This window comes from Mesorhizobium sp. M1143 (genome assembly GCF_040318435.1).
Classification (GTDB): Bacteria; Pseudomonadota; Alphaproteobacteria; order Rhizobiales; family Rhizobiaceae; genus Mesorhizobium.
In genome coordinates, this window is the sequence record NZ_JAMYMJ010000005.1 from 102,074 (window position 1) to 117,074 (window position 15,001).

Annotated in this window: 16 protein-coding genes; 7 read left to right on the forward strand and 9 right to left on the reverse strand. The window is 63.7% G+C overall.

What is annotated here, in order from left to right:
* Positions 1–101: 101 nt before the first annotated feature.
* The 6 genes from NKH35_RS06315 to NKH35_RS06340 all read left to right on the forward strand — a co-directional run bounded on the left by NKH35_RS06315 (position 102) and on the right by NKH35_RS06340 (position 5,858).
* The gene (locus NKH35_RS06315) at positions 102–869 is read left to right on the forward strand and encodes an SDR family NAD(P)-dependent oxidoreductase (protein ID WP_023741333.1); all 768 of its coding nucleotides are present in this window, start codon (positions 102–104) and stop codon (positions 867–869) included.
* A 5-nt stretch (positions 870–874) separates the two neighbouring features.
* On the forward strand, positions 875–1,819 hold the full coding sequence (locus NKH35_RS06320; RefSeq protein ID WP_352913913.1) for a 2-dehydro-3-deoxygalactonokinase: 945 nt from the start codon (positions 875–877) through the stop codon (positions 1,817–1,819).
* Between the two features lie 21 nt (positions 1,820–1,840).
* A complete protein-coding gene (locus NKH35_RS06325; protein WP_352913811.1) occupies positions 1,841–2,482 on the forward strand; it encodes a 2-dehydro-3-deoxy-6-phosphogalactonate aldolase in 642 nt (213 codons plus the stop codon).
* Positions 2,482–3,357: an SMP-30/gluconolactonase/LRE family protein gene (locus NKH35_RS06330; protein ID WP_352913916.1), complete on the forward strand. Its 876-nt coding sequence runs from the start codon at positions 2,482–2,484 to the stop codon at positions 3,355–3,357. The genes NKH35_RS06325 and NKH35_RS06330 overlap by 1 nt, the downstream gene beginning before the upstream one ends.
* A gap of 95 nt (positions 3,358–3,452) precedes the next feature.
* Positions 3,453–4,514 carry a D-alanine--D-alanine ligase family protein gene (locus tag NKH35_RS06335; protein ID WP_352913813.1) on the forward strand — a complete coding sequence of 354 codons (1,062 nt, stop codon included), beginning with the start codon at positions 3,453–3,455 and terminating at the stop codon, positions 4,512–4,514.
* Positions 4,515–4,604: 90 nt separating this feature from the next.
* Entirely contained in the window at positions 4,605–5,858 is a 1,254-nt protein-coding gene (locus tag NKH35_RS06340) for a low temperature requirement protein A (RefSeq protein ID WP_352913815.1), read from the forward strand.
* Positions 5,859–5,876: 18 nt separating this feature from the next.
* Here NKH35_RS06340 and NKH35_RS06345 read toward each other — a convergent pair whose 3' ends face one another.
* The 4 genes from NKH35_RS06345 to NKH35_RS06360 all read right to left on the reverse strand — a co-directional run bounded on the left by NKH35_RS06345 (position 5,877) and on the right by NKH35_RS06360 (position 8,217).
* Positions 5,877–6,164, reverse strand: a complete 288-nt coding sequence (locus NKH35_RS06345; protein ID WP_023741329.1) for a DUF1330 domain-containing protein — start codon at positions 6,162–6,164, stop codon at positions 5,877–5,879.
* Between the two features lie 13 nt (positions 6,165–6,177).
* Positions 6,178–6,891, reverse strand: coding sequence for an orotidine-5'-phosphate decarboxylase (gene pyrF, locus NKH35_RS06350; protein WP_023687488.1), 714 nt, complete (start codon positions 6,889–6,891; stop codon positions 6,178–6,180).
* Positions 6,888–7,484, reverse strand: coding sequence for an NADPH-dependent FMN reductase (locus NKH35_RS06355; protein ID WP_352913817.1), 597 nt, complete (start codon positions 7,482–7,484; stop codon positions 6,888–6,890). The genes pyrF and NKH35_RS06355 overlap by 4 nt, the downstream gene beginning before the upstream one ends.
* Positions 7,485–7,605: 121 nt before the next feature.
* The gene (locus NKH35_RS06360; RefSeq protein ID WP_352545106.1) at positions 7,606–8,217 is read right to left on the reverse strand and encodes a LysE family translocator; all 612 of its coding nucleotides are present in this window, start codon (positions 8,215–8,217) and stop codon (positions 7,606–7,608) included.
* Here NKH35_RS06360 and NKH35_RS06365 point away from each other — a divergent pair.
* Entirely contained in the window at positions 8,216–9,247 is a 1,032-nt protein-coding gene (locus NKH35_RS06365) for a LysR family transcriptional regulator (protein ID WP_352913819.1), read from the forward strand. The two genes, NKH35_RS06360 and NKH35_RS06365, sit on opposite strands and share 2 nt — an antisense overlap.
* Positions 9,248–9,342: 95 nt before the next feature.
* Here the strand turns inward: NKH35_RS06365 and pmtA are convergent, their stop codons facing one another.
* From pmtA to NKH35_RS06390, 5 genes are all read right to left on the reverse strand, one after another.
* Positions 9,343–9,948: a phospholipid N-methyltransferase PmtA gene (gene pmtA, locus NKH35_RS06370; protein ID WP_352545107.1), complete on the reverse strand. Its 606-nt coding sequence runs from the start codon at positions 9,946–9,948 to the stop codon at positions 9,343–9,345.
* A 117-nt stretch (positions 9,949–10,065) separates the two neighbouring features.
* Positions 10,066–11,196, reverse strand: a complete 1,131-nt coding sequence (dnaJ, locus tag NKH35_RS06375) for a molecular chaperone DnaJ (RefSeq protein WP_023681322.1) — start codon at positions 11,194–11,196, stop codon at positions 10,066–10,068.
* A 219-nt stretch (positions 11,197–11,415) separates the two neighbouring features.
* Complete coding sequence (dnaK, locus tag NKH35_RS06380; protein ID WP_023673200.1) at positions 11,416–13,332, reverse strand: molecular chaperone DnaK; 1,917 nt, start codon at positions 13,330–13,332, stop codon at positions 11,416–11,418.
* A 371-nt stretch (positions 13,333–13,703) separates the two neighbouring features.
* On the reverse strand, positions 13,704–14,702 hold the full coding sequence (locus tag NKH35_RS06385) for an LLM class flavin-dependent oxidoreductase (protein WP_352913821.1): 999 nt from the start codon (positions 14,700–14,702) through the stop codon (positions 13,704–13,706).
* A gap of 22 nt (positions 14,703–14,724) precedes the next feature.
* Complete coding sequence (locus NKH35_RS06390) at positions 14,725–14,928, reverse strand: hypothetical protein (protein ID WP_352913824.1); 204 nt, start codon at positions 14,926–14,928, stop codon at positions 14,725–14,727.
* Positions 14,929–15,001 lie beyond the last annotated feature (73 nt).

Sequence of the window (15,001 nt, forward strand, 5' to 3'; positions counted from 1 at the left end):
GGCCTTTTGTCTGACATAAGCCAATCAAATCGCCGTTTTCGCCCTTGCTCCCCGGACTTGGCTGGATAGGATGCGCGCCGACCGGACCGGGAGATGAAGATATGATGCCATCGGCCGATTTTGCCGACCTCAGGGGAGCCTCGGTGCTGATCACCGGCGGCGGTTCCGGAATTGGTGCGGCACTGACCGAGGGCTTCGTTCGCCAAGGCGCCCATGTCGCCTTCATCGACATCGCCGATGGCCCAAGCACGCTGCTTGCCGACCGCGTCGAAAAAGAACTTGGCCGGCGACCGCTCTACCTCAAGACCGATTTGCGTGACGTCGAGGCGTTGCGCGCTTCGGCCGCCAAAGCGGCTGAGGCGCATGGCGACGTCACCGTGCTGGTCAACAATGCCGCATGGGACGAACGCCACGACGTCGCCGACGTTACCGTCGAGTTCTGGGACAACAATCTCGCCGTCAATCTGCGCCCGCATTTCTTCACCGCACAGGCGGTGGCGCCGGGCATGAAGCGGGCCGGCGGCGGGTCGATCATCAACTTCACCTCGACCTCCTATCTGATCAACCATCCTGATATGCCGGCCTACACCGCCGCCAAGGCCGGCATTCTGGGCCTCACCAAGGGGCTGGCCGGCAAGCTCGGCGTCGACGGCATTCGCGTCAACGCCGTTGCGCCGGGCTGGGTGATCACCGACCGGCAAAGGGAACTCTGGGTCACCGAGGAGAGGCTCGCCGCCCATGTCGCCAAGCAATGCATCAAGCAGGTCATGCAGCCCGACGACATCGTCGGCACGGTGCTGTTCCTGGCCTCCGACGCCTCGCGTATGCTGACGGCGCAGATGTTGATCGTCGACGGGGGTTTCCTGTGAGCCCGGTGAATCAAAATCCGGCAAAAGGCACGCCAGCAGTCGCCGCCGTCGACTGGGGCACGACCCGCATGCGGGTCTGGCTGGTCGACGAGGCGGGCGGGGTGCTTGCCGAGCGTCGCGGCGATGATGGGTTGATCACCGCGCAGCAAAAAGGCTTTTCGATCATCCTCGAGGGCCATCTGGCGGCGCTCGGCGCACCTGACACACTGCCGGTCATCATCTGCGGCATGGCCGGCTCGCGCCAGGGTTGGCTGGAAGCGCCTTACGTCATCGTGCCGGCGCCGCTCAGTGCCATCCTCGCGGGGGCCGCCCGCATTCCCGGCCAGAGCCGCGACATCCGCATCGTGCCTGGCTTGGCGCAGCGCCTGGAAGATGCGCCGGACGTAATGCGCGGCGAGGAAACCCAGCTTGCCGGCGCCGGTTTGCCGGCAAAAGGTCGCCATCTCGTCTGCATGCCCGGCACCCATTCGAAATGGGTTCTGGTCGAAGACGGCGCGGTCGACGGCTTCTGCACCTGGCCGACCGGCGAGCTGTTTTCGGTGCTGGCCACTCACTCGATCCTGCGCCATTCGCTGGGCGAGAGCCCGAAGCCGGTCATTCCGGACAATCCCTTCTTCCAGGAATGGTGCCGCAAGGCTTTGGCCGAGGGCGGCGATGTCACCTCGCGGCTGTTCTCGATCCGCGCCGCCGGCCTGCTGCAGGACCTCAAGGCCGACGATGCCGCCGCTTGCCTGTCCGGCCTGCTGATCGGCGGCGAGATCGCCTCGGCGGGCCGCCGCTATGGCGAAAGCACCACTGCAATCGTGCTGGTCGCCTCGGGGTCGCTAGCAGCCCTCTACCGGCAGGCGCTCGGCCTTGCAGGGCTTGCCGTCAGGACGGTCGACGCCGACGAGGCGGTGCGTGCCGGGCTTATCGAAGCGGCGCGAGAAAATGGCATGATCGCCAAATGACCACCAGAGTGGAGTGATAGCGTGACCCAAACCGCACCCTTCCCGAAGCTCAAGCGTGGTCTTGTCGCCATTCTGCGCGGCCTCAAACCCAGCGAGGCGGTTGCCATCGGCCAGGTGCTGTTTGACGCCGGCATCGAAGCCATCGAGGTGCCGCTCAATTCGCCGGAACCGTTTTCATCGATCGCCAGCATTGTCACCGCTTTGCCCAAGACAGCGCTGGTCGGCGCCGGCACGGTGCTGACTTCAGCCGATGTCGACGCCCTCGCCAAGGCCGGCGGGCGGCTGCTGGTCAGCCCCAACATTGATGCCGAAGTCATGGCCCGCGCCATGTACCATGGCATGGTGACTATGCCAGGCGTGTTCACCCCCACCGAAGCTTTTCAGGCGATTAGGCTTGGGGCTTCGGCGCTAAAATTCTTCCCGGCAAGCGTGCTCGGGCCCAGCGGCATTTCGGCGATGCGCGCCGTGCTGCCGGCCGATACCGTGGTCGGCGCCGTCGGCGGCGTTTCCGACAAAGACTTTGCCGGCTACAAAGCCGCTGGGGTGACTGCTTTTGGTCTTGGCTCCAGCCTGTTCAAACCCGGCATGAGCGTCGACGAGGTGGCCTCGCGCGCGCAGGCGGCGGTGACGGCCTGGGATGCGGCGTTCGGCGGAGCGGCATGATGGGAAACGTTTCGGTTTTTTCGGACCATGTCTGTGAACTCGGCGAGGGGCCGAGCTACGATCCCGCCACCGACACGCTGTTCTGGTTCGACATCGTCAACGGGCTTTTGCTGGAGCAGGGTGTCACGTCCGGCGCGCGGAAGGTCCATGAGCTCGGCCAGATGGCCAGCGCCATCGCCATTATCGACGACAATCGCCAGCTCATCGCCACCGAGACCGGCCTGCATGTCCGCGACGTCTCGACCGGCAAGCTGACGCTGCATACGCCCATCGAGGCCGACAATGCGCTGACCCGCTCCAACGATTCGCGCGTCCACCCTTGTGGCGCCTTCTGGGTCGGCACGATGGGCAAGGGTGAGGAGAAGGGCGCGGGCGCCATCTACTGGTTCTTCAAGGGAGAATTGCGCACGCTTTACACCGGCATCACCGTGTCGAACTCGATCTGTTTCTCGCAGGATGGAACGATCGCCTACTACACCGATACCTCGACCGGCCTGTTGATGCGCGTCGCCTGCGATCCGGCGACGGGTCTGCCGATCGGCGAGTCCAAAGTGTTCGTCGACCATCGCTCGTCGCGGGGCTATGTCGACGGCTCGGTTGTCGACCGTGACGGCGTGCTGTGGAACGCGGTCTGGGGCGGCAAGGCAGTGAAGGCTTATGCGCCGGACGGCACATTGTTGCGCGAAATTGCCGTGCCGGCGGGGCAGTCCTCGTGCCCGGCCTTTGTCGGCGCCAAGGCCGATCGGCTGGCGGTGACCTCGGCCTGGAAAGGCAAGGACGACAAGCAGCGCAAGCTTGACCCACAGGCCGGCATGACCTTCCTGCTCGACATCCCCGTCAACGGCCGCTTCGAGCCGCGCGTGGTCATCGCCTGAGCGCTGTCGCGCAGGCGTCCGCCTCGGTCGGTTTCGCGCAAGTCTGAAGCAGGGGCCATGCCATGGTGGGGCAACACCACCGAAGGTCCTGATCCATGCCGCGCCCGACCCTGATCCTCGTCCATGAGCCGGAAAAGGCCTGTCTCGACCGGCTGGTCGCCGACGGCTTTCCCGCCGAGCGCGCCCTGGAAATCTCGTCCTATCTGGCGCAATCGACCGATCTCGCGCCCGAATTCGATGAAATCACCGCCGCTTGCGGGCGGCGCGGCCTCGCCTTTATGCCGGTTGCACTCGACGATGCGGCAAGCGCGCTGGCGAAGGCCGATCCCGCAACCACGCTGGTCTGGACGCTGACCGACGGCATTGCCTATTTCCGCGGTGCTGCAGCGCCCGCACTTGCCAGGCTGAATGGGCTTAGAACCATCGGAGCCGACGATGCGCTGTTCGCGCTTTGCCAGGACAAGTTCCGTTCCGGCGCCGTGCTTTGCGCGCTCGGCCTGCCGGCGCCGCAGGCAGGCCTGGCCCGCGACGGCCGCTGGCTGGCCGACGCGCCAGCTTCGGAAGCCGGCTGGTTCGTCAAGCCGAACCGGCTCGGCTCCAAGGTAGGCATCTGGCCGGATTCACGCTGCAACGACCTGGCCCATGCGCTGGAGCTTAGCCGGCGGGTCTATGCCGCTTATCGCGACGATGTCGTCGTCCAGCCCTATGTCGGCGGTCGCAATGTCCGCGCCAGCTTCCTTGGGCTGCGAACGGATGCCGGGGCGGAAGCGCTCGGCGTTGCATTCGTCGACTCCGGCGGCGATTTCCAGACCATGGCGGACTCGATGGCGCTTTACGGCGACACCGGCGAGGCCGCCAAGGCGGCTGGACTATACAGCGAGCCGGTGCTGGAGGCGGTTGCCGACACCCAGCCGGCAGCCGCGGCAACCATCCGCCGCATCGCCGAGCGGCTGGTCAGCGGGCTCGGCCTGCGAGACGTGTTTTCCCTCGATTTCAGGGTCGAGGCTAACGACCATGTCCACCTCATCGAGTTCGAGGTCTGTCCCGGCCTGCCCTGCTTCGATTTCCGCGCCTATTGCCTGATGCAATGGGGCATGACGCTGGCCGATGCGGTTGCCGAGACGGCGGCGAACCGACTGAACCGACAGGCGATCTGAACGGTCGAGGGACCAGCGCGACCTACCGCGCCTTGACGGCTTTTGCTCCACCTTTAGTGTCGCGGGACAGTCCTCAGGCAAGGCCGCGCGATGAGCACACCAGCAAGCTCCCTCCACCATCACATCAGGCGCATGGCCGGGCGCGATCCGCACGAGGCGCATCGCGTCGCCACGCCGCTCGAGCTGCTGTTCGATCTGACCTTCGTCACCGCCTTCAGCCTTGCCGCCGCGCAACTGGCGCACGCCCTGGCCGAGGGCAACTACGCGGCGGCGCTGATCGGCTTCGGCTTTGCCAGCTTCGCCATCTGCTGGGCGTGGATCAATTTCTCCTGGTTTTCCTCCGCCTATGACACCGACGATTGGATCTTCCGCCTCGTCACCATGGTGCAGATGATCGGCGTGCTGGTGCTGGCCATCGGCCTGCCGCGCATGTTCGCCTCGATCGAGCATGGCGAACACCTCAACAATTCGGTCATGGTGCTGGGCTACGTCATCATGCGCGTCGCCATGATCTTCCAATGGCTGCGCGCGGCGCGGCAGGACCTTGGGCGGCGGCGTGCCTGTCTCACCTATGCCATCGCCATCGCGATCGCCCAGATCGGCTGGGTGGTGCAGATCCTGGTCGATTTCTCGCTGGCGACGAGCCTGGCTTTCGGCGCGGTCCTGCTTCTCATCGAGCTTGCCGGACCGGTCATCGCCGAACGCCGGGATGGCGGCACGCCCTGGCACGCGCATCACGTCGCCGAGCGCTACAGCCTGTTCGCCATTATCGCGCTGGGCGAAGGGGTGGTCGGCACGCTGACGACGCTGTCGGCCGTGGTCGAGGAGCAGGGCTGGAACCTCGATGCCGCCTTGATCGGCATTGCCGGAATGGGTCTCACCTTCGGCATGTGGTGGGTCTATTACATGCTGCCCTCGGGGACGGTGCTGCACCAGCACCGCAGCCGTTCCTTCGTCTGGGGCTATGGCCAGATGGTGATCGTCGCTGCCATCGTCGCCACCGGCGCCGGGCTGCATGTCGCGGCCTATTTCATCGAGCACAAGACCCATAACGGCCCGGTAGCGACCCTGCTGTCAGTCGCCATTCCGCTAGGCGTGTTCCTGGGGGCGATCTATGCGCTGTATTATTATCTCGTCCAGCGCTTCGATCCCCTCCACGTCTGGCTGCTGGCGGGAACGGCTGCGGCCGTCGCACTTGCCATCATCGCCGCCATTGCCGGCGTCGACATGGCGGTCTGCCTCATCTTACTCACGCTAGCGCCGGCCGTCACTGTTGTCGGCTATGAGCTGTCGGGGCACCGCCATCAACTGGAGGTGCTGGCGCAGGAGGAAGCGCCGCACTGAGCAGAGCAGCTTCGCGCGTCAGATACCCTCGACCAGCACGATCTCGCCATCGGCCACTTTCTGACGGATGGCGACGGCGCGCTGGTACTCCGGCGAGTGGTAGCAGTCATGCGCCATCGCCAGCGATTCGAACTCGATAATGACATTGCGGGCGCGGCCAGGCCCCTCGGCCTTTTCATGCTCACCGCCACGGGCCAGGAACTTCACGTCGAAACGGTCGAAAGCGAGCTTGGCGGCAGCGACATAGTCCTTGTAGCCTTCAGCATCGCGCACATCGACGCGGGCTATCCAGTATCCCTTGGGCATTTTCTTCTCCTCACTACGCGGCGCGCATCTCTTCCAGTATGGCTTCCGCCGCCGCGCGCCTGTCGCTTGCCGCCACGATTGGCCGGCCCACAACAAGATGGCTGGAGCCGTTGCGGATCGCCTGGCCGGGCGTCACCACGCGTTTCTGGTCGCCATGGTCGCTGCCCTTGGGCCGTATCCCCGGCGTCACCACCGCCAGGTCGGGTCCGACGATGCGGCGCACCGCTTCCGCCTCCTCGGCCGAGCAGACGACGCCGCCCATGCCTGCATGCAGCGCCTGTTCGGCGCGCCTCAGCACCAGCGTGTGCGGGTCGTATTCATAGCCGGCGTCGATCACGTCCTGCTCGTCCATCGAGGTCAGCACGCTGACCGCCAGCAGGCACAGGTCGCTGCCGCGCGACGCTTCCACAGCTGCCTTCATCGCCTTGGGATAGGCATGGATGGTCAGCATCGTCATGCCCATGCGCACGATGTTCTCGACACCCTTCGCCACGGTGTGGTCTATGTCGAGCAGCTTCATGTCGAGGAAGATCTTCGTGCCGCCGCTGGCCAACTCCCTGGCGAAGTCGAGCCCGCCGGCGAAGGCCAACTGATAGCCGATCTTGTAGAAGGAGACGACGCCGTCGAGTTCGCGCACCGCCTGTTCGGCCTCTTTCACCGTCGGCACGTCGAGGCCGACGATCAGCCTGTCTCTCATCGTATGGGCCTGCATGGCTGTGGAAATCATGCCCCGGTCCGGGTCGACAGCATGCGCGAGGTTTCGATCAGCGTGCGGCATAGGTGCTCCATCGATTTGGTCAGTCTATCATCCCTGAAATTGCCGTCGCCGTCGAAGGCATTGCCGCCATCGGATACCGAGCATTCCGGCGTCACCATCTCCAGCTGGCAGCGCACCAGCACGGCGCGCAGATGGTTGATGCAGCGGATCCCGGCGAAATGTCCGTTGGAAGACGAGCACAGGCCGGCGACCTTGCCGACAAGCGGCCTCACCGGCCGGCCGCCATCCAGGCGCACCCGGCTCACCCAGTCGATCGTGTTCTTGAGCAATGTCGGGATCGAGCCATTATATTCGGGCGTCGCGATCAGCAGCCCGTCATTGGCGGCGATCAGCCGGCCAAGCTTCACGGCGTTGTCGGGAACGCCTTTTTCCTTTTCGAGGTCCTCGTCGATGATCGGCAGCGGATAGTCGGCCAGCGAAATGCGCGTCACCTCGGCGCCTTGCATGGCCAGCTCCTTCTGCGCCACATCGGCGGTCCTGCCGCTGAAGGCGCCGCTGCGCACCGAGCCGGCAAAGACGAGGATTTTCGCGATCACAGCCATTGGCCACTCTTGTTCCCGGACAGGTACAGCCAGAGGCTGCGCAAATCAACGCACTGGCTCAAAAAACGGAAACGATCGGGGGGGCAAGCGCGCGAAGGTGTGCCGAGCAGCTGGGCTATTGCTAGTGGGTGACCGCAATTCTTGCACTCAGCGCGATGAGTGCAACTCCGAGCAAGGCATCTATCGGCCTGCGGACGCTGCCATATACCGACCGAACCCTTCTTGTGGAGAACATTAGCGCGACAAGCCCAAACCACGCCATCGCGACCAGCCCGATTATGGCCAGCGACACTGCCTGGACCCAGATCGGAGCCTGCATCGGCAATACCGATATGAACAGGCTCGCGAAGAACGCGGCCGTCTTCGGATTTGTAATTCCGACAACGAATCCGCTTCGCCAAGGAGCCGTAGTCTCTGCGCCACCGACGACCAGCGGTGGCCGCGCCTGCCAAGCCGACAAAAGGATCTTGCTGCCCAGGTAACCGAGATACACGGCACCGGCGATCCGGACGGCAAGGTGAGCCCATGCAATCTGCGTCAGTACGAGGCCCAGGCCACAAATCGCGAGAGCCGCCCACACCATGATCGCTGCGGCAATGCCAAGCGCCACATGGAACCCCGCGCGACGGCTGATCAGCGCATGGGAAGTCACGGCTACAAAATCGGGTCCTGGGCTCATGGCGCCGAGCAGGAAGACCGAAGCAAGGGTCAGGAATTGCGGAAGGTAGCTCATGCGATACTCCAGTTTCAGTCTCGTCGTACCGCACGCCTGCATGCCGGAGAGCCAGGAAAGCCGCTCGCCGATTTCGAGGGTCGTTTCCCTCACCTTCACAAAACCTACAGCGCTCGTTAATATGAGCGAAATGAAAGATATTTCGGCAGCCATGAACAAAGCTAATATCAACATCACGATGCTGCGCGTCCTGACATCGCTCAGCGAGACGCGCAGCTTCACCAAAACCGCCGATCGGCTCTGTCTTTCTCAATCGGCCATAAGCCATGCAATGAAGGCGCTGGAGGAGATCGTTGGCGCGCCCCTCGTCATACGTGATCGGCGCGGTGTCGCTTTCACCGCGACCGGCGAGGCGGCTTTGGACGCGGCGCGCGCCGCTTTGCATGCTTTAGGCCGTCTTGTCGGCCTACGGGAACACTCCATCAAAGGCAGAGTACGGCTCGCGCTGGTCAGCAGCGCCTCGGTAAAGATTGCTCCATATGCGTTGAACATTACTTCCGTCCGGCACCCGGAGCTTGCTGTCGAACTGCTCTTGGGCACGGATACCGAGGTGGCGGAGTGGGTCGATCGCGGTGCCGCCGATATTGGACTGTCCTACATCGCCGGCAATTGCCAAGCCGAGGAACTTGTCGACGACGAACTCTTTGTGGCGTCATCGCAAAAGAACTCAGTCCATGGCGGGTCATTTCCGATCCGCGCTCTCGACGGCCAGCCATTCATCATGTCGAGCGGCGGCTGCGGACCAATGCTTGCCGAATTGTTCCAGGATTTTGGCGTTGCGCCAGTTGTCATCCTGTCGGCGAGCGATATGGCGGCGCTGCTTGCTCTGGTTGGGGCCGGGCGCGGTTTGTCGATTGCGCCAGGCCTGGCGTTTCCGGCCGATTGGCAGCGAACCGTCGCGAGGCGTCCTCTGGAGCCGCGTGCGCGTCGGCCTCTGCTGCTTCTGTTCTCCAGCAGCGCCGAAGCAACGGCCGTGCGGGCCATGTGCGCGGCGATCAGAGAGGTCGCCACGAGTTTGCGAGGCGGATAACAGTCAAGGATGTGGATCGACCCTCAATCGAGCTTCCTTCGGGAGACGTCGATCCTCTACAAGGCGCCAGAGACTTCTCCCGCCCCCAATACCAGCTAATGCGCTTCGCGCCGGTAGATCCACAGCTGCGTCGGCGGGATGTTGCGGAAGATGAAGTCGAAATGCTTGACCGTGTAATTGCCGCGGCCGGGCGGGATCGGCGACAACGGCCCATAGGTCAGCTGCACGATCGGCCGTCCAACCGGGATGCGGTCTAGCAGGCTTTCAATATAGGCGATCCGCTGTGCGACCGGAAAATTGAGCAGCGGCACGCCGGAGACGACGGAATCGAAAACCATCCCGCTCTTCTCGCCAAGCGTGGCGTTGAGATTGAAGGCATCGCCCTCGATGACGTTGACGCCGGGGTAGAGCTGGCGCAGATGGCGCACGAAATCGGTGGAATATTCGACCGCGTACAGGTCTTCGGGCTTAACGCCCTGGGCGAGGATTGCACGGGTGATGACGCCTGTGCCGGGTCCGACTTCAAGCACCGGCAGGCCGGACTTCGGATTGACGATGGAAGCCATCTTGCGGGCGGTGATGGAGCTTGTCGGCACGATCGAACCGACCGACTTCGGCTTGTCGATCCAGCCTTTGAAGAATTTGAGTTCGTCGTCGAACTTTTCCGCCAGCGCCTTCCGCAATCCCGGACCACGTGCCATGCAAGTTCTCCTCAACACTCCCCGAACGCTACTTAGCAGCTAACAGGTCCAAGGCAAGGCGCGATCTGGCATAAGATGTTGATGACGTTCGGGAAGCGTGGCGGCCTTAGTTTGGGTTCAGTGCTCGCCGAAGGATTCGAAAAAGTCCTTCATGCGGGCGAAAAAGCCGCTCGACTGGGGCGAATTGTCCTTCGACGACAGCTGCTCGAATTCTTCCAGCAGCTCGCGCTGGCGGCGCGACAGGTTCTGCGGCGTTTCGACCGCGGTCTGGATATAGAGGTCGCCGACATTGGGCTGGCGCAGCACCGGCATGCCCTTGCCCTTGAGGCGGAACTGGCGGCCGTTCTGCGTGCCTTCGGTCACTTTCACCTTGGTCTGACTGCCGTCCAGCGTCGTCACCTCGAACGAGCCGCCAAGGGCGGCCGTCGTCATCGATATCGGCACCTTGCAGTAGAGATCGGCGCCGTCGCGCTGGAAGAATTCATGCGGCTTCACCGCCAGAAAAATATAGAGGTCGCCCGATGGGCCGCCGCGCAGGCCCGCCTCGCCCTCATTGGCAAGCCGGATGCGGGTGCCGTCCTCAATGCCGGCCGGGATATTGACCGACAGCGAGCGTTCCTCGGTGACGCGGCCTTGGCCGGCGCATTTCGGGCACGGGTCCTTGATCGTCTGGCCGCGGCCTTGGCATTGCGGGCAGGTACGCTCGATCGAGAAGAAGCCTTGCGTCGCTCGTACCTTGCCGTGGCCATGGCACATCGAGCAGGTCACCGGCTGGGTGCCGGGCTTGGCGCCGGTCCCGGAGCATTCCGTGCATGAGATCGAGGCCGGCACGCGGATTTGCGCGGTCTTGCCGGCAAACGCTTCTTCCAGCGTGATTTCCATATTGTAGCGCAAATCGGCGCCGCGTTCGCGGCCGCCCGACGAGCGGCGCTGGCGCCCGCCCATCATGTCGCCGAAAATATCCTCGAAAATGTCGGCGAAGCCGCCGGCGCCAAAACCTTGCGCGCCGCCATTCATGCCGCCCTGCTCGAAGGCGGCGTGACCGAAACGGTCATAGGCCGCGCGCTTCTGCGGGTCCTTCAGCGTTTCGTAGGCTTCGTTGATTTCCTTGAACTTGTGCTCGCATGAGTGATCGCCGGGATTGCGGTCGGGATGGAACTGCATGGCCAGCTTGCGGAAAGCGCTCTTGAGCTCCTTCTCGTCGGCGCCCTTCTGCACGCCCAGCGTCTCGTAGAAATCAGCTTTCATCTTTTCCCGCAGTCCGGATGCTCAACGTCTTGATGCATGTTGCGTCGTTTGCCGGCACGTTGTCTCGATTTAGGAGCGGTGCTGCCCGGATGCTAGGGCCGGCGCGCTTGTGCCTGTGTTTTTCAGTGACATTTTCGGCAAGGCCCGCACTTTTTCAGCGAGGGTTGCAAAAAAGCCCGGCTTTGCGCCGGGCTTTCCGCTTTATTTGCCGTCAACCGGTCAGGCCGACTTCTTCTTCTCGTCGTTTTCGTCGATTTCCTCGAAATCGGCGTCGACCACATCGCTATCCTTGGCCGCGTCCGCCTTGGCGTCGGCTTCCGCCGCTTCCTTCTGCGAAGCTTCGTACATGGCCTGGCCGAGCTTCATGGATGCTTCGGCAAGCGTCTGCGACTTGGCCTCGATGTCGGCGGCATCGTCGCCTTCGGCAGCAGCCTTCAGCGCCGTGATAGCCTCCGATATCGCCGTGCGCTCGGTTTCCGAAACCTTGTCGCCATATTCCTTCAGCGACTTCTCGGAGGAGTGCACCAGCGCCTCGGCCTGGTTGCGGGCCTCGACCAAAGCACGCCGCTGCTTGTCGGTCTCGGCATTGGCTTCGGCGTCCTTGACCATCTTCTCGATGTCGGCGTCCGAAAGGCCACCAGAGGCCTGGATGCGGATCTGGTGCTCCTTGCCGGTGCCCTTGTCCTTGGCCGAAACGTTGACGATGCCGTTGGCGTCGATGTCGAAAGTGACCTCGATCTGCGGCACGCCGCGCGGCGCCGGCGGAATGCCGACCAGGTCGAACTGGCCGAGCGCCTTGTTGTCGGCAGCCATTTCACGCTCGCCCTGGAAGACGCGGATGGTCACGGCCGACTGACTGTCTTCAGCGGTCGAGAACACCTGGCTCTTCTTGGTCGGGATGGTCGTGTTGCGTTCGATCAGGCGGGTGAACACGCCACCCAGCGTCTCGATGCCGAGCGACAGCGGCGTCACGTCGAGCAGCAGCACGTCCTTCACGTCGCCCTGCAGCACGCCGGCCTGGATGGCGGCGCCCAAAGCGACGACTTCATCCGGGTTGACGCCCTTGTGCGGCTCCTTGCCGAAGAACTGCTTCACGATCTCCTGGATCTTGGGCATGCGGGTCATGCCGCCGACCAGGACCACTTCGTCGATCTCGCCAGCCTTCAGCCCGGCATCCTTGAGCGCCGCCTTGCAGGGCTCGATGGTGCGCTGGACGAGATCGTCGACCAGCTGCTCGAACTTGGCACGGGTCAGCTTCAGCGTCAGGTGCTTGGGGCCGGTCGCGTCGGCGGTGATGAAGGGCAGGTTGATTTCCGTCTGCGTCGTCGACGACAGCTCGATCTTGGCCTTTTCAGCCGCCTCCTTGAGGCGCTGCAGCGCAAGCTTGTCGTTCTTCAGGTCGATGCCCTGTTCCTTCTTGAACTCGGCCGCCAGGTATTCGACGAGACGCATGTCGAAATCCTCGCCGCCGAGGAAGGTGTCGCCATTGGTCGACTTCACTTCGAACACGCCGTCGCCGATTTCGAGCACCGAAATGTCGAACGTGCCGCCGCCAAGGTCATAGACGGCAATGGTCTTGCCATCCTTCTTGTCGAGGCCGTAGGCAAGTGCTGCAGCCGTCGGCTCGTTGATGATGCGCAGCACCTCAAGGCCGGCGATCTTGCCGGCGTCCTTGGTGGCCTGGCGCTGGGCGTCATTGAAATAGGCCGGAACGGTGATGACCGCCTTCTCGACCTTCTCGCCGAGATAGGCCTCCGCCGTTTCCTTCATCTTCTGCAGGATCATGGCCGAGATCTGGCTGGGCGACTGCTTCTTGCCGCCGGCCTCGACCCAGGCATCGCCATTGTCGCCCTTGACGATCTTGTAGGGGACAAGCTTCTTGTCCTTCTCCGTCACCGGGTCGTCATAGCGGCGGCCGATCAGGCGCTTGACCGCGAAGATGGTGTTTTCAGGATTGGTGACCGCCTGGCGCTTGGCCGGCTGGCCGACGAGACGTTCGCCGTCGCCCGAGATGGCGACGATGGAAGGCGTCGTGCGCGCGCCTTCCGCATTTTCAATGACCTTGGGCTCCTTGCCATCCATGATGGCGATGCAGGAGTTGGTGGTGCCGAGATCGATACCGATTACTTTTGCCATTTTTCTAGTCTCTCCGCTAAGCAGGCTCTCAGGACCCGTAAGGCGTTCCGACGAAAGCCCCTGTTCACAAGAAATTCCGCTCCGGCAACCGGCATTCCGGCACTGGGCGGCTTGGCGCGTATATAAGAACAGGCGGCATCGGGCGCAAGCATTCTGCGCATGGCATCCACCGCGCCGCGCTTGGCGCCTTTGAACAGCCGCCCGGCGGCCCGGATGTGCTCAAACCGCGCTCAAAACCCCAGGATCTGCGCGATCCCCCGGCGAAGCGCCCAGTCAGGGCTTCGAAACCACAAGAAAACGTCACCTATGCGTGAGAGAGGCGGCTCCTGGCTGAGGAAGGCGCCTGCCCACAGCAGACACAGGCAAAAGCGTCACGGGGCCTGCGACAGCGATTTATGCGCCTCGGCCAGGATTTCGAACGAGCGCACGCGTGCCGCATGGTCGAAGATCTGCGCGGTCACCATCAGCTCGTCTGCGCCGGTGCGGCGCACGAACGCGTCTATGCCTTGCCGGACGGTTTCGGGAGAGCCGACGACGGCGCAGGACAGCGCCTGCGAAATCATGGTTTTTGCCATCGGCTCGAGCGTCTGGTCATAGCCCTCGACCGGCGGCGGCAGGCGGCCGGCCCGCCCGGTGCGCAGATTGACGAAGGCCTGCTGCAGCGAGGTGAACAGCAGTTTGGCCTCAGAGTCGGTTGGTGCGGCGAAAACATTGAGGCCGAGCATGACATAGGGCTTGTCCAGCTGTTCCGAAGGCTGGAAGCGCGAACGGTAGATCTCCAGCGCATGGTCCAGTTCGGCCGGCGCGAAATGCGAGGCGAATGCATAGGGCAGGCCGAGCATGGCGGCGAGCTGCGCGCCATAGAGGCTGGAACCGAGGATCCAGACCGGCACCTTCTGGCCTTCGCCGGGCACGGCGTGGATACGCTGGCCTTCCGCGGCCGGCTGGAAATAGCCCATCAGCTCGACGACATCCTGGGGGAAATTGTCTGACGCCTCGAGATTGCGGCGCAGCGCACGCGCCGTTCCCATGTCGGTGCCGGGCGCCCGGCCGAGGCCGAGGTCAATGCGGCCGGGGTGCAGTGCCGCCAGCGTGCCGAACTGCTCGGCAATCACCAGCGGCGCATGGTTGGGCAGCATGATGCCGCCGGCGCCGACGCGGATGGTCTTGGTGCCGTCGGCGACATGGGCGATGACGACGGCGGTCGCCGCGCTGGCGATGCCCGGCATGTTGTGGTGCTCGGCCAGCCAGTAGCGCTTGTAGCCGAGCCGCTCGGCATGGCGGGCCAGGTCGAGCGAATTTGCCAGCGATTGCGAGGCGTCGCTGCCTTCGACGATCGGCGACAGGTCGAGAACGGAAAGTGCGGTCATGGGCCTCAAGCCTTTACGATGTTCAACTGCCTGACCCTGGTTTCGAAGGCGCGGTCGGGAATGACGATGTCGAGCTGGTGCCAAGCAACGGGTCCATATTCTCGAACGGGATCGCCTCCGGACGCTGGCGATGCGGCGCGCTCAGCGTGCCGAGCGGAGCATCGATCGGGCCGCGATAGCCGATGCGGTCGAAATAGGAATCGAGGTCGAAGGAGGCATCGTTCATCGCAGGGTCCGGCTTGACCGGCTCGATATAGGCACTCCGCCTGAAGACAACAAATGCGCGATGACGGACAGGC